The following is a 22,197-nucleotide window of genomic DNA, read 5'->3' as shown; positions in this document are numbered from 1 at the left end:
TATTTACTCCACTAAGCCATATATACTTTGAGATTTTATTTCGTAACGAGTTGGAGTTACCGAAAGTAATTCTATTGCTTGCTCTTGTGAAGCATAAAGCTTAAGGAGCTTGTTCATTTCAGAATTACGTGGATCATCAGCACTATAACCATCAAAACCTGCCATTAGCAAGTTGGCAGCTTTACCGGCTGTAATTGCTGAAAGTGCATAGCAGATAACTAAAGACGTGGGTAACGTGCTTGAGTGTTCACCAAAATTAAATTTATCGTTCTCAATTGATAAACCATAATCTAGTAACTTTTTCCCCTTAAGTGAGTGCTGTACATCTTTCGGTAACATAGAAGCTGGTGTAATTAGGGGCTGCGGTAACTCGGCATGTGCACTGCAATCAGCAAGTAATCTCACTGGATGACAAGCAACTCGGTAGTCAATTAATGACTGTGTAATTGATGACTGGGTATTAAGCGCAATAACAACAGGGTTATTCTGGGCAATATAACTTTCTATTGCTGTTCTATGCTCCGCTACACCCGGACCCGTTCCTAGTAACAACACCTCTTTACCTTCGAACACATCCGAAGGATTCCAAGAGCCTCTTGGCTCACCATTATAGAATTCACGTGAAGAATCTAATGTATCAAGCTTGAATTTTTTTCCACCTTCAAGTTTAAGGTGTTCGATTGCTGCCAAAATATCTTCTTCGCTATAGCGAGAATCACCCATCATTTGTTGAATATAAGTTGGGTGGATACCGTATTTCCCTGATAAATAATAATATGGATTAGAGCCCCAACTACATTTATTTTTCAGAGGTTGAAAAAAGCCACGTATGATTCCCATTAAAGGTACCATATTGATATTTTTTGATTTTAAGTCAGCAACTTCAATTACTAACTCTTCAGTTCTTGCATTACCTGGGCCTCTCCCCATACCTGTTACGGTAGCATCTAACCATGTAACACCATCATTTACTGCTTGTAATGTATTTTGTAAAGCTAAGCCCATGTTATCATGAGTATGTATACCCATAGGCCCCTTCCAGTATTTACGTAACCAACTGATGATTTTAGAGGTTTGCTGTGGGTTCATGCTTCCCATACTGTCAGCAAAGTATAGCGAATCAATGGGGTATTTACTCGCTTCAAGCGAAAGCGCTTCAACTTCTTCTTGCGAACGCTCTGCCACTTGCATGAGATTAAAACCAACGATGTAACCTCTCTCTTTGAGCCAGTTACAAGCAGGGAGTGAATTAACAAACTCATGTACATGACATGCGATTCTTACAACATCAACAGGTGAATCAGCTGCTTTTAATGGGAAAAGTGTTGCTAAAACTTCCTCCAGCGGTGTATCTCCTACCAGCTCTGAACCATTGATCATCACGCCAACACTTAGTTGCTTAGGTATCTCTAAAGAATTGATAAAGTTATCAGTAGTATAAGCACTTGCGCCTTTAAACCCTTTATTGATTAATGAACGTAAACCCAATTCAACAATATCAACACCTGCGGCTTGCATTGCTTCTAAATATTGATTTATTAAATCAGTAGGGAAATTCCAACTGTTATAATAACCACCATCACGTAATGTACAGTCTAATACCTTAATGCTTTTATCATCTTCGAACATTTCAAAGACTCCTTAAAATTTAGTTGGCAAGCAAATGCCTGATTTTTAATTTTGTGCACTGTTGAGCTCAAAGCTATATAAGACAACGCACCTTTTAACTGTTTCAATAAAGCTTTGAGTAAGTCAAACCTCAAAAGCACGAGCGAAATCTAAGGCTCTTGATACGATGACTTGAGCACTTTGAAGCGAGTTGGACTCCGCATAGCAGCGCAATTCAGGTGCATTTCCTGATGGTCTAAGATGCACAACATCATCATTTAAAAGTGTTACCCTCAGCCCATCTGTAATATCTATTCTTTTATGTGCCCCAAAGCCACAAGAGGTTGTTAGTATCGAAACATTATCAATTAATCTTGCCAGCAACGCTTTGCTTTTGCTTGTAGGGAAGTCTTTAACACGATTGCTAGAAACAAAACGTTTAGGTAACTCTGCTAATTGCTGACTTATTGGTACAGGCTGAGAAAGCGCTATAAGCGCCGGGAGTAATGCATCACGCGTTGGTAAGGCCTGAATTGTTTTATTATTGAAGCTAATATCACTCGCTAATAAATACCCGCCATTAGCCTCAAAACCAGCAACACGTCTAGAGTTTTTTAATAGAGTTTCAAACTCAGCTATTACATAAGGAGAGCCAATTTTCGTTCTATTAACTTGCTTAAATAACACTGACTTTTCTATCGCTGAGTTACAGCTTACAGGAACAGCCAAAGAGTCTACTTCTAAAATCTTACTACATAACAGGCCTAATAAATCACCATTTAACCAGTGCCCGTTTTCATCAGAGAGCAAAGGACGATCACCGTCTCCATCAGTTGAAAAAATAGCATCGAATTTATATCTCTCAGCCCATTTGATAGCTTTTTGCTTATCTTCATCCGATACCGCTTCTGTATCTATAGGAATGAATTCATCACTTCGCTCTAAACTGATAACCTCTGCACCTAGCTCAACAAAAAGTTGCTTATATATGTCCCTACCTGCACTTGAGTGCTCATATATGCCTATTTTTTTCCCTTTTAGTGTTTCGGCATTAAATAAGCTAGCATAACGTTTGGTGTAGGTATCTTGCGCTGATTTGTCGATATCTAAATCTATTAGATCATCTGGTAACGGCTCTATAACCACGGAACTATTATAAATTGCAGTCTCGTCTAATTTACTTATTTCTCCATCAGGGCGATAAAACTTTAGCCCATTTCTATCAAATGGAATATGACTGCCAGTTACCATTATTGATGGCATGCTGTCTTGCATAGCTTTAAAGGCTAAGGCTGGAGTTGGTATTACGCCATAATACTTAAAGCTGATATTGAGCTGTTTTAACGCAACAGCACAAGCTTGTGCCATAGCGTAACTACTTGGTCTGTTGTCAATCGCAATAGCCACTGTATCAAATTCAAAGTCTTGTTTTATTGCTGATACAAAAGCCAACGTAAAAGCTGCACAAACCTCAGCTGAAAAGTCTTCAACTAGGCCCCTAGCCCCGCTTGTACCAAATAAAACACCACTTTTTTGTATAATAGTTTGAGCTTGCATATTTAAGTCCCTATTAATTATCAAGTCTTCCATAACGATCTTCAAATCTAACGATATCATCTTCACCAAGGTAAGAACCTGATTGAACTTCAATTAATTCAAGATCAACTTTACCCGGGTTCTCTAGGGCATGAACTGCTGTAATGGGAATGTAAACCGACTCATTTTCAGTAATAAACTGCTCTGTGTTATCTATTTGTACTTTAGCCGTACCCGACACAACAATCCAGTGTTCAGCTCGATGGTGGTGCATTTGAACAGACAATTTGGCGCCTGGCTTTACGGTTATACGCTTTACTTGGAAACGCTTTCCACTATCTACAGAGTCATATTTACCCCAAGGTCTATAAACTTCTCTATGAAAAGTAACCTCCGAACGATGCTCTGCCTTAAGTTGATTTACAATTTTTTTAACCAGTTGTGATTCAGATTTTTTGGCGACTAACACAGTATCTTTCGTATTCACTATGACTAGCTCATCAACACCAACAGTTGTTACTAATTTATCTTCGCTAAATACAAGAGTATCTTTAGTGTCAACAGATCTTACATCACCGATAAATGCGTTTCCCTCACTGTCTTTTTCTGACACGTCCCAAAGCGCTGAAAAACCGCCAATATCATTCCACTTTGCATCCATAGGGATAACAACGGCACTTTTTGTTTTTTCCATCACAGCATAATCAACTGATTCATCTGGGCAAGAGGAAAAAGCCTGTTTATCAATTCGTACAAACTCCATATCATTAGATTGCACTTTAATTGCAGCTTCACAAGCAGTTAAAATATCTGGACGAAATTGCTTAAGCTCTTTTAAGTAATTGCTCGCTTTAAACAAAAACATCCCACTATTCCAATAATATTCACCGCTATCGATGTATTGACGAGCAGTATCTAAATCAGGTTTTTCAACGAAGCTATCTACGATAAAACCGGTGTTATTCGCAGCACCTCGCTTTATATAGCCATAACCAGTTTCAGGGGTGTTAGCAACAATACCAAATGTTACAAGCTTATCTTGTTCTGCTTGCTCTTTAGCTGCTAACACACTTTGTTGAAATGCTGGTATATCTTCAATGATATGATCAGCTGCTAATACAAGTAAAAGAGGATCATCACCATTTTCAATAGCCTTTAAGGCGGCTAATGCAATTGCTGGGGCTGTATTTCGACCCACTGGTTCTAAAAATATTCCATTATGAGACACATTCATTTGGCGAATTTGCTCAGCGGCAATAAATCGATGCTCTTCATTACAAATAAACATTGCAGGCTCATGTGACAACCCTTCAAGGCGAGCAATAGTTTGCTGTAGCATTGTTAAATCACCATCTAACTTTAAAAATTGCTTGGGGTAGTTACCACGTGAAAGAGGCCAAAGACGAGTACCTGAACCGCCTGCCATTATTATCGGTAAAATCATTTAACACCTATAACTTAATTAGTTTTTAACTTTGTAAAAAGTTCTTGGTACTGCCGTTGAAGAGCTGCATTATCATATTTGCTAAACTCAATTTCGACACCCTTTTTATATTCAAGTTCTTTAACCCGAATATCAAACATACAAGCGGCAAAGTGATTTATATCGCCATGCTTTACCAAGCAACCACTTTCTCCTTGTTTGATATATGCGGCTAGCTCACCAACATCAAATGCAACGACGGGTTTACTGTAAGCATAAGAATGGAGAATGACACCACTTTGGGTAGCGCTATCATACGGTAGCAAAGTGGCTATAGCTCCTTTTAACAGAACATCTAGCTTTGTATCATCTATAAAATAATTCATTAACTCAACATTAGGTAGTGACTGCAGCTCGGCTAAAGCGTGATCATTTCCTTTGCCTGCAATTACTATTTTTTCACTTTTACCAAGGCGAGTTAACTCTTTTGCGAGCTGAACTAGGTATTTTAACCCTTTATAAGGCTCAATACGACCAAAAAACAAATAATAATCATTAGCGGGTCCAGTTGAATATTTGTCAAAACCAGAAAGATTTAATTGATGAACAACTTTATCTGAGTTAACTTTAGAGAATACAATAAACTCGTCAGCTAGCCTTTTTTTGGCAAACTTATTATACAACTCAACTGCTTTTTGCTGCTCCCCTTCATGAGGGTTCCAATCATGTATGGTAAAAACAAGCTTTATCCGAAATAGCTTACATAAGATAGCAACGGGTAAGTTTGAAATATGTGCTGTGTCAAATACAACCACGTTAATGCGTTTAATAAGCAGTTTAAACAAAACAAAAAACGATAAAATACAATCGATAAAAATACGCCAAGAAAAGCCAGAAACTTTAGAATAGGATGATTTGGTGACACCCAGTTCATTTGCAATTTTTTTATTTGCAAAAAAAGTTACATCACTTTTAAAAAAGTTATATTTTTTTGTAAAATACATAGCTAAATCAGGATTTGTAGAATTACAAATCACAGCTACTTTATTCATTATTTAATACCTTATTTCTGTTCTTAGCAAAATAAAAACCTAAAAATATCCACATAGCATATAAGGGGAGCCTTTTCCTCATATAACTCCCTACATGGGATTCATAATAAACCGAAAGTAGCGCTAAAATAATAGATATAACGACTCCTAAAATCAGTAAAGAATTACCTTTTTCAACCTTTTTATGTAAAAACAAACAAACTAAAAATGGGATGATAAAAAAGAACACAGGCTCTAACATCATCACCTTCCATAATACATTTGCTTTTAGTGCATAAATAGATATGGGTGCGAATAAATAAAAGTAAAAAGATGCGCCTATAGTTTTGTAAATACCAAGTATCGAGTCATAGTCAACTGCAATTATATCCGTCGCACCAGCTAACACTGAATAGCTCTTAATTGCGACAAGCAGCATAAATACTTCTGGGAAATAGCTTTTAAGTAAAATTAGTGGCACAGGAATAATAGCTATCACGATCATAAGTTGTACAAAGAAGACTTTGAATTTTTTAGTTTTAAAGAAAACTAAGTACAAGTACGTAAATAACAGTACTAATGAAAATTGCGGCCTATAAAAAATGAGGATCACTACAATTAATAATAAACAGATACTTTTAAACAAGGTTCCTTTGCCAATTACCTTATGAAACAGACATATAAAACCTAATGAAAATAGTGAAAATAAAAAGACATCTTTTTCAATTTGGACCATACGAATAAACAAAGTCGGGTAAAAGCACATGAAGATTACAAATATAAATGCATACCAACTAACTGCTACTTCACCTTTTCGTTGCATCCCATATGAGTTCCTATCAAGTAATTCTCTGGCCAAAAGTAGAACTGCAAAACTAAAAAATAATACATTGAGTGATTTGAATGCTATTGTGCCAGCTTCCGGAAACAACAAATAAAGAGGAACAGCCAGCGCTGAAAAATACAATGACTTTGGCGAATCATAACCAAACTCAGCAGTTTGAAACGAGAAAATCAAATCTTGGTCGATGTAGCCTAAGCTGAGTAATTGCTTAGCCATTAATTTTGCCGTGTAAAAATATAGCTTATCATCAATCAAATCTTTTTTAACAAAGATAGAAAAGCCATCTCGGCCCATGTTGACTGAGATTAGATGAACAATAAAAAGATAACTAAGCGATAAAAAAACAATAATCCCTGCTAAGTAATATATCTGTTTATTACTCAACTTAAGGTACATAAGTGTACCAAAAAGCACAGAAAGAACTAAAAGAACACTTATGAAATCGTGTGTAATAGCTAGCATTTGTAGCTCTGTAGGTATGCAACTACATTTTGTACTGAATCTAAGCTCGGATCACCAAACACATTCTCTAACTTAGCCTTATTTTGCTCAATTATAGCTTCAGATTTAACAAGCTCTGCTGCTAAAACTTCAGTTATTTTGTGATACTCATTATAATTGATTCTGTTTGCCGCAATAGACTTTATATACTTAGGAATTTCATGACCAGGGAAGTCGATCAGTAAAATTTTATCGGTTACAAAAGCAGCTTTTGCGACTAATGAACTATAATGCCCAACATAGATGTCGGATATAGGAAAACACTTGCTCTCAAAAATAATATTACCTGCTAACCCAGCATATATACTCGTATCACTTCGAGGATGCAATTTAATAGTTAGTGTTTGCTTGTTTATTTCACAAATACGAGACAAGTTTTCTAAAAAATCTATTAAAATTTTTCTATCTAAACGCCCATCTTCAACTAGTGTTTGCGTTATATAACAAACTCCTGGAGCTGTTATATTTTCATTCTCATTGGTTAAACTTTTTAACTCTGGATAGCCAACTATATCCTGCTGTTCAATAGCGTAGCCAAATACATTTTTATGGTATTTTTTCCAATATTCTCCGTAAACTAATACACGGTCTACATTTAATGCCTCAAATGGTAATGAGGTTTTTGTAATGTTTTTTCCTAGAAGAAATACTTGAATATAGTTGTATAAAGTAACGGCAAAGTTTTTACTAATTAAAGTAGAGACGGCATTTACGTAGCATATAAACCTAAATACTTTTTTTACCTGGTTAATTAGTAATGATGTCTCTCGTTTTATAAAAGGAATATATAAACCATGTTGATACATAACAGTATGAATACCTAGGCTCTTTGCAGCTAATACAAATGCAGTGTCAGGAATTCTTTGTGCCATTACAGTTAAAGTTTTTAACTGATATTGAGATAAAATTCTCTTCAAAGATCGCCCACTCACTGTGGGTACTTTTATTAGAGTTGAGTTTTTAGGAAGAACCTCTAGAACCTCAGATTCAGATAGACTACCAGCCTGTTCATAATAAAATACAAAAGATGAATCTGGGTTTTGCTGAGCAATATCTTGAGCAATTAGATTTGGGTATCGAGATATACCCGTTAAGTTCATATCAAAAAAACCATAATTCATATTTATTCAACTTTTCCTTTATTGCGCAGTAACCCTAGCATATTTAAATATCTATCTTTATTTTTACCATGAGGGAAAAATAGCATTATAGAAAGTGCAATAGTTAATGGGGCTTGAATATAAAACTCAAAGTCTACACTTAAAAATGTAAATGCAACTATAAATACAGTTTTATATAATAGCGCGAAATCAAACCTTTCTTTAGTTACCTTAAACGACATATAACTATGCAGCACGATAAACTCTAAAGCAGCTTTAACAGAGAACAGAGTGGCAATCGCAGCGACAGAGAAACGATTAGAAAGATAAATACTTAAAAGCAAGTAGAGCGCTGAAAAAACGATGTATATAAGCGCGACAGGCTTTTCAAAAACAGTAGCAGTTAGCACTCTAAGAGGAACAACTGCTAGTGCCTGAAATAACACCCCTACGGATAAAATATTTAGTAAAAATGTTGAGTTTTCAGCGTATTCTGAGTTAATCCAAACAGCTAGAATAAAATCAGAAAGCAACAGCGTTCCCACAACAACAATACCCATTAGTAGTGTTATTAGCATGTATAAAGCATTTATAGCTTCTTTTAGTTGAATTAGTTGCTGATTTTTGAACCAAAAAGAAAATGCCGGGAAAAAAGCTGCGCTTAAAGAGCCATATACAATACTCGTTCTTGAAATAAGATCATACGCTGCGACGTAATAGGCAAGTTCTACAAGCCCTATATTAGCACTAATGATAAATTTATCGGCGTAAATAAGAACGATCGATGATAAGGATATAACAGTTAGCCAACCACCACTTGTAGTTAAGCTTTTAGCGATAGAAGGATTAAACTCAAATTTAATATTAGAATAATAATGTATGACCCTATTTAACAAGAAAAAGAAGGACAGAATATGAATAGCAACAGAGAAATATAAGGCATAAAAAATATTAATATCTAATAGGTAACAGATTGAGGGTGATAAGAATAAAAAGGAGTTTAGCAAAGCTCTGTTTGCCGCTGTAATCGCAAACAATAATTTTGCTTCTAAAACGGCTCGAAGTAAAATAATCAATAAAAATAAAGGTGAGCCATAAAGCACAGCAACCAACATTTTATAAGCTGTATCGTAGTTATTATTAATTGGATCAATAAATAAACTGACTATTTCGTGTGAAAAGAAATAGGTAGAGATACTAACACCAGCCCCTATAAATAACATGATTAAAAATGATGATGAAATAATGCTATTTATAGACTTTTGACATGACTCATGAGCCAAAAGGCGATTAACTGATTGAGCCACACCAAAGTTTAAATAATTAAATAAGACTACAATACTAATTGATAAAGAAAAGACAGCGAACAGCTCTGAACCAAACCATTTAAGTGTTAAAGGTACTGATAACAAAGCACTTATTATAGGAAATATTTGTAGGCCCATATTTATAAATGAGCTCTTCATTACATTGCTAGTTTTCACTTTAGTCAATCTTATTAAAAATTGAGGCTATGATAAGATCAAATAATGACTTATAAAAAAGAAAATACGCTTTCACTTATTGGCCCATGCCTAATAAAACAACTTTAAAGGTTTTGAATAAAATCTTTATATCAGTCCAAGTGCTATGATTTTTAATATAGTGGATGTCATATTTATGCTTCCACACAGCATCATCTAACGATGCTCCATAAGGATAAGAAACTTGCGCTAACCCGGTAACACCTGGTTTAACAGCATGGCGGAAACGATAATAAGGTATCTCCTTTTCCAATTCTTTAATAAATACTTCACGCTCTGGCCTTGGCCCTACGATAGACATATCACCACTAAGGATATTTATAACCTGAGGTAATTCATCTATTCGTGTTGCCCGTATAAACTTACCTACTCGTGTTATTCTCGAATCGTTTTTATCTGCCCACTGAGCACCATTTTTCTCAGCTTCACTGTGCATAGAACGAAACTTGACAACTTTAAATACTTTGTTGTACAACCCTGTTCTTTCTTGCTTATAAAAAACGGGTCCTTTTGACTCTAACTTTATTAATAAAGCAACAACCAACCCTATAGGTAAAGTCAAAGTTAATAGTAGCAGCGCTGAAAATATATCTACAAAGCGTTTTACGAACTGTGTTCTTTTATTTGATAGAATACCAAACGCTTTCTGGTGTAAAAAGTAACCGCTGTTAAGCAATGAAACTTCAGTATAACCAACGCGCAACTCGATATAGTCAACTAATGACTCAACCCAACCGCCATACTCTAAAGCACGGACTAATAACATTTTGTCTTCAATCGATAGGTCAGAGCTACCATAGTGGCAAATCACTTTACCTTTATAACTTTCAATGCTTCTATCGTTTATAACAATAGAAAAGTTATGAGCACTCTCGATTTCTTTAACTTTCTCAATAAGCGAGTCAGGGCAATATACGTAAATCGTCTTGCATGTAAAAGCTCTACTTTTCAATAGACTATATTTTTTAGAATTTGAGTTTCTAAGAGACTCTTTAACTTCGATCATTTAACTTAACTCTCATCACACTTCGCTTCGTTAGTAACAAAGCGAGTTAGTGAAACTAAAAACCCAATAAGACCACCTAGCACAAGCCCAAGCACACACATTAAAATACGATTAGGTGAAAACCTTTCTTCAGCAATGTAAGGCATATCAATCACTTTGAATACATAATTATCTTTAACTTTTGCTAACATCTGTGTTTGGAGTTGCTGCTCCATTAAGGCAAAGATTTGCTGCTTTATCTCTGTAATATTTGTATTTTCTAATGCATCGGTTAAAAAAGTAAGTGTCTTATTACTTAACTCGATGTCTCGCTGTCTAATTTTTTTATTTACTTCTAAAACCAAGTTTTCAGCTATTTGCTTTGCTAAAACAGGAGAATAATGCATAATTTCAATTACTGTATAGCCTGTATCTGCAATAGTATTAATCGAAAGGTTATTCTTTAAAAAATAATCACTTACTTCAAATAGACTGGGTTCATCTTGTTTAGGAAATTTAACGTCTCTTTGCCATTGCTGAGTTTCAGGGTCATATTCGTCAGTGTAAATAGGCGTCTCATTTACTATATCCCAACCTTCAACTCCCATTATAAATACTTTTAATTTGTATTTATCAATAAACTCATTTAAGAATGCTTTGCTTTTCAGGGTTTCAATTGCCTCTATTGTTTTGTCCGCACCACCAGCTCCGAGGTTTACCCCAGCTAAAGATGCTACACCACCCAGTTGAGAAGCTAACCCTGACAGCCCACCTGCGGAGCTTTGCTCTGCAGGAGCTAAAAGCGCCTGAGATCTAAATTTATCGGCAGTATTAAAAGCAATAAATAGCATAGCGAGTGTAAGGGTAAAAGAGATACCCGCTATAATGTACCAATCACGCTTTAGGTGCTTATAAAATCTTAAAATATTAAAGTCGTTCAAATCAATTTCCAATATGCTTAAATACTACTAATAGCAGCAACAGCTACACCAAGTTGATAAACAATCTGTGTTGCAGTGCTCCACAGTGTTAGGTTATCCATATAATCAGAATTAAGTGGAACTACAATGGTGTCGCCTGCTTCTAATACTTGAGCATCATTCACTGCAAACCAACTACCTGCATCAGGTATTTTCACTGAACCATTCGCTTTAATTATATATATTCTTTCATCATCCGCTCGTTCTTTTAAACCACCACTTAACGTTATGTAATCTTTATAAGATATACCTGGTTTATAAAGGTGTGACGTTGAATAGTTAACTTCACCAATTACACTAATGGAGTCACGTTTACTAGGAACATACAAGGCATCACCATTTTGTAAAACTAATGATTGCTTATCTGCAACAATTAACGGTAAATCTATTACTAATCGACCTACGGCTTCTACATCCGCTAAATCGGTGAGTAATTTATTCATTTCGTCATAAGAAAGTGACGTGCCACCGACTGAATTTTCAAAACTTTTTTGTGCAATATCTCGGCGTAAATCTTCTGACAATTTAGCTAACTGCTTTTGTTCTTGCAGACGAATTGATTCACGGGTGAATATTGCTGCATTTTCTTCTGCGAACTCAGAAAAACCGCCAGCTCTGGCTAGAAGGTTTGTAAGTGTTTCACCACGACGTATCGTGTAAACACCTGGAAATTTTACTTCCCCTTTAAGTTCTACTTTTACATTTTCTTGCCAATTCGGAATTGAGAAAACATTCAGACTATCTTTACTCTTAAGTATGTGGTTATGACCATCTTCTTGTAATATTGCTTTTTCCAAATTAAATTTAATATGCTCAACTTTAGAAGAGTCATTAGCAACTATGCGAGTTATTTCAGCTTGCTCAGTATATGCTGACTCCAACAAGCCACCTGCTGCCATTATTAACTCATTTACACCCGAGTTTATTGTTAAAGGGTAAACACCAGGGTACGTCACATGGCCATTAATTTCGACTAACTTCATAGCATTTGCAACTGATGCTTGCTGCTTTAATTTTGCCTTGATTGGTTTCAGTAAATTATGTCTACTAAATAAAGCATAGTCTTCAGGTTCTAATTCTTTGTCTTCTATTTTAGCTCGCTGCTTTGCAATTTGTGCTAATGTTAAGTTTTCCTTTTTATCCACTTGCTCAAATGGGTCCTCGTTAAGAACCCCAATGTATCGCTCGAACTCTTTTTGTTGATATACATGCCATTGCTTAGCTTTTTCCTGAAGCTCTTGCTGCGCCTCTGTTAACGCTAGATTTGATAAGGCAAGCTCTTCTACCTCTTTTTCTTCATAACGGCTAAACACAAGTATTTTGTCATTTTCATGAAGCTTTAAATCATGTTTAGGCGCTTTTACAATTGCTTGTGCTATGTCAAATTGATACAAATCAATATCGCCAGCAACATTAACTTCTCTAACTAATAAGGCATAGCTTAAATCCGCTTGAGGAAGTAAATCACCTCTGACTGAAGTAAACACATCTGAAATACGCTTACCTGCATGCCATTGATAATGGCCTGGGCGCGCAACAGCACCAATTACGCTAATGGAATTGTCATATTGTGAGCTGATAGGGTTGAAGCGAATGCGGTCACCGTCTTGTGGTATATATCGTACATTTTTAGCTGTAAAATCAACTGAAAGAACTTCTTTTCTGTTATGGTTGTTAAAGCGCTCTATAACGGCTTTTTTGGCATACGCCTCAGGCTTAAGACCGCCTGCCATGTTTAATAAATCATGTGCGTTTTCGTTTTCTTTTAGTTCAAAAATAGCAGGACGCTTAACCAATCCATCAACTGCTACTTGCGAACCCACAGAAGGAATGAATACCACATCGCCCGGCTTCAATATTATATCGCTACTGCTGTCGCCTTTAATCAACAAATCATAAAGGTCAAAGTTAGCGACAACTTTACCCGCTCGTTTCACTTGAATATTACGCAAAGATGCAATATCAGAAACACCACCACTTATAAATAGAGCATGCGATACAGTTGTTAATGAAGAAACACTGTAACTTCCAGGCTTATATGCTTCACCTAATACTAAAATACGAATGCTGCGCAACTGCCCTATTGATACAAACGCTTTTATACCGATAGCTTCTTGTTCTACTTTTGCTGTGATTAACTCTTTTACTTCCGCAAATGTTAACCCTGCTACTTGAACAGGGCTTAAATTTGGAATGCTAATACGGCCTTCTCGATCGACTACAACTTCATGACTTTCACTTTCTTTGCCATAAAAGTTGATATTCAACTGATCGCCACGCCCGATTAAATACGTATCAGGAACAGCTGCGTTTTCATTTGGCATAAAAGTAGTGGGTTCACCAGCAAACAGTTCATAACCGAACGGTTTGAGTTCATTTTCTTTAGGCTTAAAGCGCTCATCGTCAGTTAATACTTTGTCTTCGACTTGAAGTCGAGGCTGTATTGTTGGCTGCTCTTGGTCTGTATTCTGTGAGCTACCTTTGCCTGTAATACTAGAAAGGTCTACGCCGTATTGCTTAGCGAGGGCTTCTTGCTGTGCTTTTGGTAACTTTTTAAACTGCTCTATTTGCGCAGCACTCGGTGTGAATGCCCACGAAAATGCAGAAAAGAAGAGTAACAAAGTTATTAATATTCGATTAAATAGCATCACAAGTCGGTGCGCCCTTAGTTCTACGGCCAAAAAGATTGGCTATTCTACATTATTTCAGCGCAAATAAAAAAGGGACCGAGGCCCCTTTATTGCAGTTAAATGTCATTTTAACTAAATAAAATGTTAAAAACTGTAAACTAAAGTCAATGAAGTTTCTGTATCTGTACTTTCTTTATCATCAGCAACCTCTGAGTTGTTGGTGATGTTATAGGCTACTTTCATTTGTAACGAGCCATTAATTTTAGCTAGCAATGCCGTTTCTGAACGTGTTTTGGTGTTTGTGTCACCATACTCTACAGAGACCAATTGAGTAAATTTTGCGTTATCGGAAATTTGCCAATTGTAATCTAGTTTACCTAATGCGATAACTTCACTGTCTGTGTCGCCCGCATTTGGAATTCCGTTTTCATCCACGCTGCCTTCTGGAAATTCGAAATACTTGTAACCAGGACCAATCTCTGCATTTAACCACATATCTGAACGGTCAATAAAACGTTGACCGTAACCTGCCGAAATTACGGCTTCGTTTCTGTAAGCACCAAAGTAGTCAGAAACATACGAACCATAGATATATAAGTGTGAGTGATCTTCATTTAACTTATAATTACCTTGCGCTGAAAGCGAGTACTTTTCATTGGTGCGTTGAGTTTCTTTAGCGCCAGCTTCATTTTCAACTTCGTCTTCTTTATAAAGACCATCAATCTTATATTCATTATTCCAGTTTTCTAAGTTGTGTAACGCTTTAATACCACCTTTTAGTGTTGTGGTCTCAGTATTACCGCTAGTGATAATTGCACCTAACTCACTAGTTATGTCCCATGTTTGGGTTTCTTCAGCGAATGCGTTAGTTGCAGTTGTTGCGGCAACTAAAATTGATAAAAGCTTTAATTTCATTAAAAAATAACCTTGCTACTTAACGTTAAATAAGAGCACGCTGCTAAAATCGCGATGGGCTGCAATTTAGCCTGCGTGCTTTATGTATTAATCTTCTTTGTGGAAATGTACATCCATTTGCGGAAATGGAATACTAATGTTTGCATCATCGAGTGCGATTTTGATGTTTTCCATTAAATCAAAATACGTTGGCCAATAATCTGTTGAGTTAACCCAAGGACGAACTACGAAGTTTACGCTTGAGTCTGCAAGTTCACTGACTGCTACTGTGTAAGCCGGATCTTTTAAAATGCGTGATTCTTTGTCTAATACAGATTTAAGCACGGCTTTAGCTTCACGTAGGTCTGCATCATAACCAACGCCGATTACTAAATCGATACGACGTGTTTTTTCTCGTGAAAAGTTAACGATTGGACCTGACATAATTGACGAGTTAGGCATGATGATTACTTTGTTATCAGGAGTACGAAATTCCGTTGAGAATATTTCGATTTTTTTAACTGTACCTGCTTTTCCGCCTGCTTCTACGTAGTCACCTGATTTGAAGGGACGAAGTAGAATAATAAGCACACCTGATGCAAAGTTTGACAAAGACCCTTGAAGTGCTAAACCAACTGCTAAACCTGCAGCACCTAAAATAGCGATAAATGACGTTGTCTCGATACCAATTTGCGATAGCGCCATTAATATAGTCGCCATGAATACAATAGCGTAAACAATGCTTGATACAAACGAGCCTACCGCTTTATCAACTTTTTTCTTATCGAATGCTTTTTCAGTTAAGCCAGCACAAAATTTTGCAACGCGTCCACCCAATAGAAAGATCACGAGCGCGATAACAGCTTGTATGCCGTAATGCAGGATCAACCCTGAGTTTTCGTTTATCCAGTTTAATATTGTATCCATTTTCACTCCTGATGTGAGGTTAAGCAGTTTGCTGGTTAAATTATATCTGATTTGAATCGTTTTTTTATATTAATTTATTGGCTAGTATAAAAGTACGTAGTGAAATACGAATTTTCTGAGCGCGAAAGTTTAGCCTTACAACATGAACACAGTATGAAAAGAATGATTTTTATGCAAAATGATTGATATTCTACTTTTTTTCAATTTTTTTACGCTTACCCCTTCACAAGATTTATAATTTTATGTATTATCCGCGCCACACCAAACAAGGTGTGTTGTGGCGGTTGTAGCTCAGTTGGTAGAGCCCCGGATTGTGATTCCGGTTGTCGCGGGTTCAAGCCCCGTCAATCGCCCCATCTTTTCCCTCTTAGTAAAATATTAATTTCAATTTACATATTATTTATAAACCTATCTTAATATATTTAGATGATATTCTAACCTCTTTGCAAATTATCTCCGATTAGTTTTGATTCGATTTAAAACTTTAATATCCCAAACCCTAAACATAATCACGGCTAAAGCCTGTTCCTACAACACAAATCACGCACCTACCCCGTAGGAGAGCGCTTTAGCGCCGATAAATTTTAGCGCCAATTTCTTTTTCACATATCCCAAATCCTAAACATAAAAACACAATCACGGCTAAAGCCTGTTCCTACAACATAAATCACATTCCGAAACCCCGTAGGAGAGCGCTTTAGCGCCGATAAATTTTAGCGCCAATTTCTTTTTCACATATCCCAAACCCTAAACATAAAACACAATCACGGCTAAAGCCTGTTCCTACAATACAAATCACACACCTACCCCGTAGGAGAGCGCTTTAGCGCCGATAAATTTTAGCGCCAATTTCTTTTTCACATATCCCAAACCCTAAACATAAAAACACAATCACGGCTAAAGCCTGTTCCTACAACACAAATCATATTCCGAAACCCCGTAGGAGAGCGCTTTAGCGCCGATTGGTTTCAATTCCAAAATTTAATCTATACTTTAGTAAACCGTTTTATATTTAAGGGATTAAAATGAAACCGCATTCTTATAAGCTACGTCAGCATCGCCACTCGAATATGAATTCTTATTACTCTGTGACCACATGCACATATCGAAGAAGTGAGTTATTCGAAGATTTTTGTAATGCGAGAGCTTTAATAAGCTCACTTAAATATTCTGATTTAAAGGACTTAACACAAACAATCTGTTTTGTAATAATGCCTGATCATATGCATTGGCTATTTCAGCTGAAAACACAAAAATCATTATCTTCAGTGGTGGCCGAAGTAAAAGGGCGTACATCATTTCTTATACACAAAACTAAGAAAGAGGAAATTTGGCAAGCTGGTTTTTACGATTCATTAATTAAAGATGAGGAACACCTATTGCATCAAGCCCGGTACATAGCTGCTAACCCAATAAGAGCCGGTATTGCGGATGACCTTGGAAGTTACCCACATTGGGATTGTATTTATTTAAATAAATAAAATCACGGCTAAAGCCTGTTCCTACAACAAAAATCACACACCTACCCCGTAGGAGAGCGCTTTAGCGCCGATAAGCTTCAGTGGCAGTTAACTACCCTCGCTAACTTTACCCTCGCCTGCTCGTAAACTGCTTCACTTTCTTACAGACAAAAAAATGCCACCTTTCGGTGGCATTACACACGGGATTATTTCTACATTATAGAAATTCTTTTCGATAATTAGGTTCTAGGTTAATCCGTTTCAAGGTACGAGGTTAAAGGTCAAAGCCTTTCGCGGCTAAAGCCGGCTCCTACGTTTAAAACATAGGTTCTAGGTGTTAGGAGTTCTAGTTACTTCCCTAGTACCTTTCTCTTCCTAGTACCTAGATAGTCATTTACTTCCAGCTTTTCATCTTATGGCCTTTAACAGCATAGAAAAGGATAAATAAATAACAAGGTAACATTACAATATAGGCTGCTTGTTGTGCGTCAGCAGAATCAACACCGCCACTGGCAAGGCCCCAAAATAATGGACCAAATGCACCACCGGCAATACCCATTACCAATAAACCAGAACCAACACTGGTTAGCTTACCTAAACCTGAAAGTGCCAGTGGCCATACAGCAGGCCAAACAATTGCATTAGCGAATCCTAACACAGCAATCATTAATAGTGTATCTGGTAATTGCACTTCTAAACCAAGCGCGCTTGCAACGACCACTGAGCTTGAATCACTCACTACAATCGCCACTGTTAAAATGCTACCTAAAATGGCTGATACACTCAAAGCAGCTTGCTGAGATATTACACGTGGAATGAGTGCTATACCAATAATATAACCTAGCACCATACAAGCCATGGTATAAGAGGTCATTACACTGTATTTTTCAACACCTAACGATAAAGCAAAAGTACCAATTGTATCACCAGCGATAACTTCAACAGCAACATATACAAATAATGCTACAACACCAAGCGCTAAGCTAGGATGTGCTAAAGCGGCCTTCACTTGACCTTTTTCACCTTGCTCTTCATCATCTAATAGTTCTGGTAACGGCATTTTTGTTACCGCAAAACCAAGCGCACCGATAAATAAAGCCATACCTAAATAAGGATAGATCAAGCTGTTTGCCATTGCATCGATTTCTAGCTGGGTTAATTCTTTACCCACAGAACCTGTGAAGTCACTTAAAATTAGGGCTGTAAATACAATCGGGGCAATTACACCGGCACCTTTATTCAAAATACCCATTACACTAACACGTGCCGCAGCAGACTCTTCTGGCCCAATACGAACCACATATGGGTTCACCGCCGTTTGCAATAATGTTTGCCCAGCCCCCATTACAAGTTGAGCGAATAAAAACAATGCGAATACTTGCGTTTTTGCCGCAGGAATAAATAATAGACCTGCAACCATCATGGTGCCCATACCTAGCGCCATACCATTTTTATAGCCGACTTTACGAATAATCATCGCTGAAGGTACGGCAGTAAAAGTTACTGCAATATAAAAAGAGAATAAAATCAGCGATGCCTGAAATGGCGTTAGTTGCAATACTTGTTTTAAGTAAGGCATCAATGAACCATTTAACCAGGTTGCAAAACCGAGTATAAAAAATAGAGTGGCGACTATCGCCATGGGTATAAAATTACTTTGCTTATTCGACACGGTGGCTTCCATAAAACATTCTCTTGTTGCGAGCTTTAGTTATAGTTATCTATATTTTAGTAAGTATCTTAACTAGATTTACTTCACATAGCTTCATTCTTGAGAGTAATTTATAACATTACCCTAACAAAAATGACAGCGCTGCCATAAAACTTTACGTTAATTACAGGCATATTACTAGTAACTATTTATTTTACAATTGGCATAAAAAAGGGCCTTTAGGCCCTTTCAATTTAAAACTACGTACTAATATATTAATTTATATAGGTAATTCTGCTATACAGCTGTTCATTTAAACGGCTTCTTAAAGCGATTTTCTGCGATTGAGAAACACTGATCGGAGCTGTGTAGCGCTGCCAAGTTTGGCCATTATCCAAGCTGAACTCTACTTCTAAGTAAGCAAAAGGGGTATTAACCTTTAATTTACTATCTTCAACTACTCCGCCTGGGACAGGTAAATTAATGCTTACATCAGCATTGGCAAGTTTAGTTAACTCTTTAAGGCCCACCGCGGCGGCAAATTGTGACCAATCTTTAGTGCGCTGTTTTGTATTAACTTGCTCGCCTTCCCATGGAGCTTTATGCCAAGCACGCTCAGCAACAGATAAAATACGCGGGAAGATCATGGCTAACACTTGTTCTTCGGTACGAATCGTCTCAGACCAAACCTGACCTTGCATACCTAATATATTCTCAGGTTTTTCAAGTTGCGGTAATGGGCGACCAACTAGTGCTTCCAAATTGTCAATTGGCTCACGAGTACGGGTATAATCAGCATTAGCGTATACATCATCTGGCATATAATTAAATGTTTTTGCCGTATCTGTATAACGCGTTGCCCAATAATAACCACGCTCTTCTGGATGCGCTTCGTATGGGTGATCAAAATATAAATGCGTGCCATGAGATAAAACCACTTGATAGCCTGCATTCGCTAAGCGGTATGCTCTATCTGCTACCCCCCACTCCCAAATGTTGTCCCACACATTGGCGGTAAAGGTTTTATTAGGGAATTCATCACGTTTGAAAGGGGTTGTACGGTCATACATTAACCCATCTTCCCAAGCGCCTGGCGAAATCCCACGCTTTTCTAGTAGTTTAGCTACACGCTGAGTAAAGTAAGGTTTCAAGTCAGCAGCACCGGCTACACCGTTATTTGGATCAGCAAACATAGCTTGGCATATTGGCGAATCAACCCATGACCCTGCGCCAACTTCATCGCCACCAAAATGTAAGTTTGTTAATCGCACACCCGCTTCACGGTACATTTGCTGTAGTTCGTAAGTCACTTTATCTAAAAATGCGTAGGTTGAATCCATGCATACATTCATTGAGTTATCTTTATAATTTTGCACCGTCATGTACACGGAGGTGTCATTCGGATCGCTCAATAGATATTGTGTAGCTGCACTGATATCAACTTGCTGTACTTCTTTGTTGGCTTGTCTTTTATTAGTTAAATTATTTTTAGCCGTTTGCTTAGCTTGATCGCTGAGTTTATGGTATCGCGCTTCCATAGCTTTAATAGATGCTCGCGCGTGACCTGGGCCTTCTATTTCAGGAATAATTTGAATATGGCGGTCTTTAGCAAACTTTAACAGCTCTACAAATTCACTGCGAGTAAGGTAACCGTTACCTGAGCCTGATTTAAAAGGGCCAGTACCAAGCTGTGTTAATAGACATTCGCGCTCTTGTAAGTCAAAACAACGATAGCCACCAATATCTGTCAGCTCTGGTAGTCCCGGAATTTCTAAACGCCAGCCCTCATCTTCAGAAAAGTGCCAGTGCAACTTATTCATCTTGTAACGCGCCATTTGTTCAACTAATTTGAACATGGCGTCTTTACCATGATAGTTACGCCCGTTATCATAATGCATACCACGCCATCCGTAACGCGGACTGTCTTCAAGCTCTAACTGCGGCACTTCAACCGCACCTTGGCTATTTGCAGGTAATAAATTAAGCAAACTTTGCATGGCATAAAATACACCAGCATTGTCGCTACCAACGATCTCAATTTTATCATCGTCGATTTCAAGGGTGTAACTTTCGCTTTTACCATCAGCAAGATTTGGGTTTACTTTTAAGCTGATCAGCTTTTCTTTATTAGCTTTAATATGATCAGGCTGCGCTTTTAGCGCTAAACCGTAGTCATCTTGCAAGTCTTGCATGAAAACCATAACTTCGCTTTTCAATTGGCCTTGAAAACGAATTTGCCAGCTGTTATCAAGTTTGGCTACACCGCGATTAAATTCAATATTTTGCGGTTTTGGAATAATGCGTTTAAGTGCATCTTCTTTAGATACTTTTACAGACGCGGCCTGATTACGCTCATAGCGCACTTGTGGTGTAATTAATACAGTGCGATCTTTAGGCTCGTTATAACGACGCAACTGATTTTCACGCTCGAATGGCGCAACAAATTGAGTCATATCTTCTGTATCGGTATTCGCAAAGATAGCGGGCGTATTATCCCCAGATACAAAAAACGCACGCGGCATAAAATCGGTATAAGCCACAACCCATACTTGTGCATCAAATTCGATATCTAAGCTTTTGCCTGCTGCTAAACCTTTAAAATCTTTAGTTGGTACAATACGATGTAAATCACCATTAACGTGCTCAATATTTAAACCAGCAACATGCTCAGTGTTAATTTTACGAACAGAGTGAATGTAAAGCTGCCAATCACTTTCACCAGCAGGAAGTGCAACGTTTGATTGGTTATTTAAGGTGATTTTTCCTAAAAAACCAGAGTCTTTGTTATGAAAGTTGTCGACGACTGCAAATGTTAATGTAGTTTGTTTTGCAAAGCTGTCTATATCACTTTGCGAAAACTGCGCTTGCACCATAAATGGCATTGCAGCAATCAAACCTGCCAATGCGTGCTTTTTTAAATCCATTACTCTCTCCTCGTTTATACCCTAAGACTACGCATTTCCCCCCGCATAATCTCTTATTATTGTTTATAAATTCCCCCCCATCATATAAAAACTAAAATGACAGCGCTATCATTAATTGAAATAAAAGCGGTAAGCGGTAAGCGGTAAGCGGTAAGCGGTAAGCGGTAAGCGGTAAGCGGT

Annotated in this window: 15 protein-coding genes and 1 tRNA gene; 2 read left to right on the top strand and 14 right to left on the bottom strand. The window is 37.3% G+C overall.

The features are described from left to right. Positions 1 to 3: 3 nt before the first annotated feature. From ACFI4Z_RS11705 to ACFI4Z_RS11650, 12 genes are all read right to left on the bottom strand, one after another. The gene (locus ACFI4Z_RS11705) at positions 4 to 1,629 is read right to left on the bottom strand and encodes an aldolase catalytic domain-containing protein (protein ID WP_462670741.1); all 1,626 of its coding nucleotides are present in this window, start codon (positions 1,627 to 1,629) and stop codon (positions 4 to 6) included. A 123-nt stretch (positions 1,630 to 1,752) separates the two neighbouring features. Then, positions 1,753 to 3,165 (bottom strand): phosphomannomutase, encoded by a 1,413-nt coding sequence (locus ACFI4Z_RS11700; RefSeq protein ID WP_462670740.1) that lies wholly within the window; start codon positions 3,163 to 3,165, stop codon positions 1,753 to 1,755. Between the two features lie 13 nt (positions 3,166 to 3,178). Further along, a complete protein-coding gene (locus tag ACFI4Z_RS11695; protein ID WP_462670739.1) occupies positions 3,179 to 4,588 on the bottom strand; it encodes a mannose-1-phosphate guanylyltransferase/mannose-6-phosphate isomerase in 1,410 nt (469 codons plus the stop codon). 14 nt (positions 4,589 to 4,602) lie between these two features. Further along, on the bottom strand, positions 4,603 to 5,619 hold the full coding sequence (locus ACFI4Z_RS11690) for a glycosyltransferase family 4 protein (protein WP_462670738.1): 1,017 nt from the start codon (positions 5,617 to 5,619) through the stop codon (positions 4,603 to 4,605). After that, complete coding sequence (locus tag ACFI4Z_RS11685; protein WP_462670737.1) at positions 5,612 to 6,904, bottom strand: hypothetical protein; 1,293 nt, start codon at positions 6,902 to 6,904, stop codon at positions 5,612 to 5,614. The genes ACFI4Z_RS11690 and ACFI4Z_RS11685 overlap by 8 nt, the downstream gene beginning before the upstream one ends. Continuing rightward, positions 6,898 to 8,064, bottom strand: coding sequence for a polysialyltransferase family glycosyltransferase (locus ACFI4Z_RS11680; protein ID WP_462670736.1), 1,167 nt, complete (start codon positions 8,062 to 8,064; stop codon positions 6,898 to 6,900). The genes ACFI4Z_RS11685 and ACFI4Z_RS11680 overlap by 7 nt, the downstream gene beginning before the upstream one ends. A gap of 2 nt (positions 8,065 to 8,066) precedes the next feature. After that, on the bottom strand, positions 8,067 to 9,527 hold the full coding sequence (locus tag ACFI4Z_RS11675; RefSeq protein ID WP_462670735.1) for an MATE family efflux transporter: 1,461 nt from the start codon (positions 9,525 to 9,527) through the stop codon (positions 8,067 to 8,069). A gap of 76 nt (positions 9,528 to 9,603) precedes the next feature. Next, positions 9,604 to 10,572, bottom strand: coding sequence for an exopolysaccharide biosynthesis polyprenyl glycosylphosphotransferase (locus ACFI4Z_RS11670; RefSeq protein ID WP_462670734.1), 969 nt, complete (start codon positions 10,570 to 10,572; stop codon positions 9,604 to 9,606). Between the two features lie 5 nt (positions 10,573 to 10,577). Further along, positions 10,578 to 11,492: a Wzz/FepE/Etk N-terminal domain-containing protein gene (locus ACFI4Z_RS11665; protein WP_462670733.1), complete on the bottom strand. Its 915-nt coding sequence runs from the start codon at positions 11,490 to 11,492 to the stop codon at positions 10,578 to 10,580. A gap of 17 nt (positions 11,493 to 11,509) precedes the next feature. After that, a complete protein-coding gene (locus ACFI4Z_RS11660) occupies positions 11,510 to 14,179 on the bottom strand; it encodes a polysaccharide biosynthesis/export family protein (protein ID WP_462670863.1) in 2,670 nt (889 codons plus the stop codon). 126 nt (positions 14,180 to 14,305) lie between these two features. Then, positions 14,306 to 15,076: a DUF481 domain-containing protein gene (locus ACFI4Z_RS11655; RefSeq protein WP_462670732.1), complete on the bottom strand. Its 771-nt coding sequence runs from the start codon at positions 15,074 to 15,076 to the stop codon at positions 14,306 to 14,308. A gap of 87 nt (positions 15,077 to 15,163) precedes the next feature. Continuing rightward, on the bottom strand, positions 15,164 to 15,982 hold the full coding sequence (locus ACFI4Z_RS11650; protein ID WP_462670731.1) for a mechanosensitive ion channel family protein: 819 nt from the start codon (positions 15,980 to 15,982) through the stop codon (positions 15,164 to 15,166). Between the two features lie 280 nt (positions 15,983 to 16,262). On the opposite strand from ACFI4Z_RS11650, the gene ACFI4Z_RS11645 reads away from it, so the two are divergent. Both ACFI4Z_RS11645 and ACFI4Z_RS11640 read left to right on the top strand, forming a co-directional pair. Next, positions 16,263 to 16,338, top strand: a tRNA-His gene (locus ACFI4Z_RS11645). Between the two features lie 669 nt (positions 16,339 to 17,007). Beyond that, on the top strand, positions 17,008 to 17,463 hold the full coding sequence (locus ACFI4Z_RS11640) for an REP-associated tyrosine transposase (protein ID WP_462670730.1): 456 nt from the start codon (positions 17,008 to 17,010) through the stop codon (positions 17,461 to 17,463). Positions 17,464 to 17,836: 373 nt separating this feature from the next. Here the strand turns inward: ACFI4Z_RS11640 and nagP are convergent, their stop codons facing one another. Beyond that, positions 17,837 to 19,126 (bottom strand): N-acetylglucosamine MFS transporter NagP, encoded by a 1,290-nt coding sequence (nagP, locus tag ACFI4Z_RS11635; protein ID WP_462670729.1) that lies wholly within the window; start codon positions 19,124 to 19,126, stop codon positions 17,837 to 17,839. Positions 19,127 to 19,368: 242 nt separating this feature from the next. Continuing rightward, entirely contained in the window at positions 19,369 to 22,017 is a 2,649-nt protein-coding gene (locus ACFI4Z_RS11630; RefSeq protein ID WP_462670728.1) for a family 20 glycosylhydrolase, read from the bottom strand. Positions 22,018 to 22,197: the final 180 nt, after the last annotated feature.

Source organism: Pseudoalteromonas sp. RWi3 (assembly GCF_054960735.1).
Note: the sequence above shows the minus strand (reverse complement) of the source record. Positions and strands in the feature narration are given on the sequence as shown.

What these genes read in the sequence shown, in the direction of transcription:
- ACFI4Z_RS11705 (WP_462670741.1), bottom strand. Translation starts at nt 1,629, where the DNA reads ATGTTCGAAGATGATAAAAGCATTAAGGTATTAGACTGTACATTACGT.
- ACFI4Z_RS11700 (WP_462670740.1), bottom strand. Translation starts at nt 3,165, where the DNA reads ATGCAAGCTCAAACTATTATACAAAAAAGTGGTGTTTTATTTGGTACA.
- ACFI4Z_RS11695 (WP_462670739.1), bottom strand. Translation starts at nt 4,588, where the DNA reads ATGATTTTACCGATAATAATGGCAGGCGGTTCAGGTACTCGTCTTTGG.
- ACFI4Z_RS11690 (WP_462670738.1), bottom strand. Translation starts at nt 5,619, where the DNA reads ATGAATAAAGTAGCTGTGATTTGTAATTCTACAAATCCTGATTTAGCT.
- ACFI4Z_RS11685 (WP_462670737.1), bottom strand. Translation starts at nt 6,904, where the DNA reads ATGCTAGCTATTACACACGATTTCATAAGTGTTCTTTTAGTTCTTTCT.
- ACFI4Z_RS11680 (WP_462670736.1), bottom strand. Translation starts at nt 8,064, where the DNA reads ATGAATTATGGTTTTTTTGATATGAACTTAACGGGTATATCTCGATAC.
- ACFI4Z_RS11670 (WP_462670734.1), bottom strand. Translation starts at nt 10,572, where the DNA reads ATGATCGAAGTTAAAGAGTCTCTTAGAAACTCAAATTCTAAAAAATAT.
- ACFI4Z_RS11660 (WP_462670863.1), bottom strand. Translation starts at nt 14,179, where the DNA reads ATGCTATTTAATCGAATATTAATAACTTTGTTACTCTTCTTTTCTGCA.
- ACFI4Z_RS11655 (WP_462670732.1), bottom strand. Translation starts at nt 15,076, where the DNA reads ATGAAATTAAAGCTTTTATCAATTTTAGTTGCCGCAACAACTGCAACT.
- ACFI4Z_RS11650 (WP_462670731.1), bottom strand. Translation starts at nt 15,982, where the DNA reads ATGGATACAATATTAAACTGGATAAACGAAAACTCAGGGTTGATCCTG.
- ACFI4Z_RS11640 (WP_462670730.1), top strand. Translation starts at nt 17,008, where the DNA reads ATGAAACCGCATTCTTATAAGCTACGTCAGCATCGCCACTCGAATATG.
- nagP (WP_462670729.1), bottom strand. Translation starts at nt 19,126, where the DNA reads ATGGAAGCCACCGTGTCGAATAAGCAAAGTAATTTTATACCCATGGCG.
- ACFI4Z_RS11630 (WP_462670728.1), bottom strand. Translation starts at nt 22,017, where the DNA reads ATGGATTTAAAAAAGCACGCATTGGCAGGTTTGATTGCTGCAATGCCA.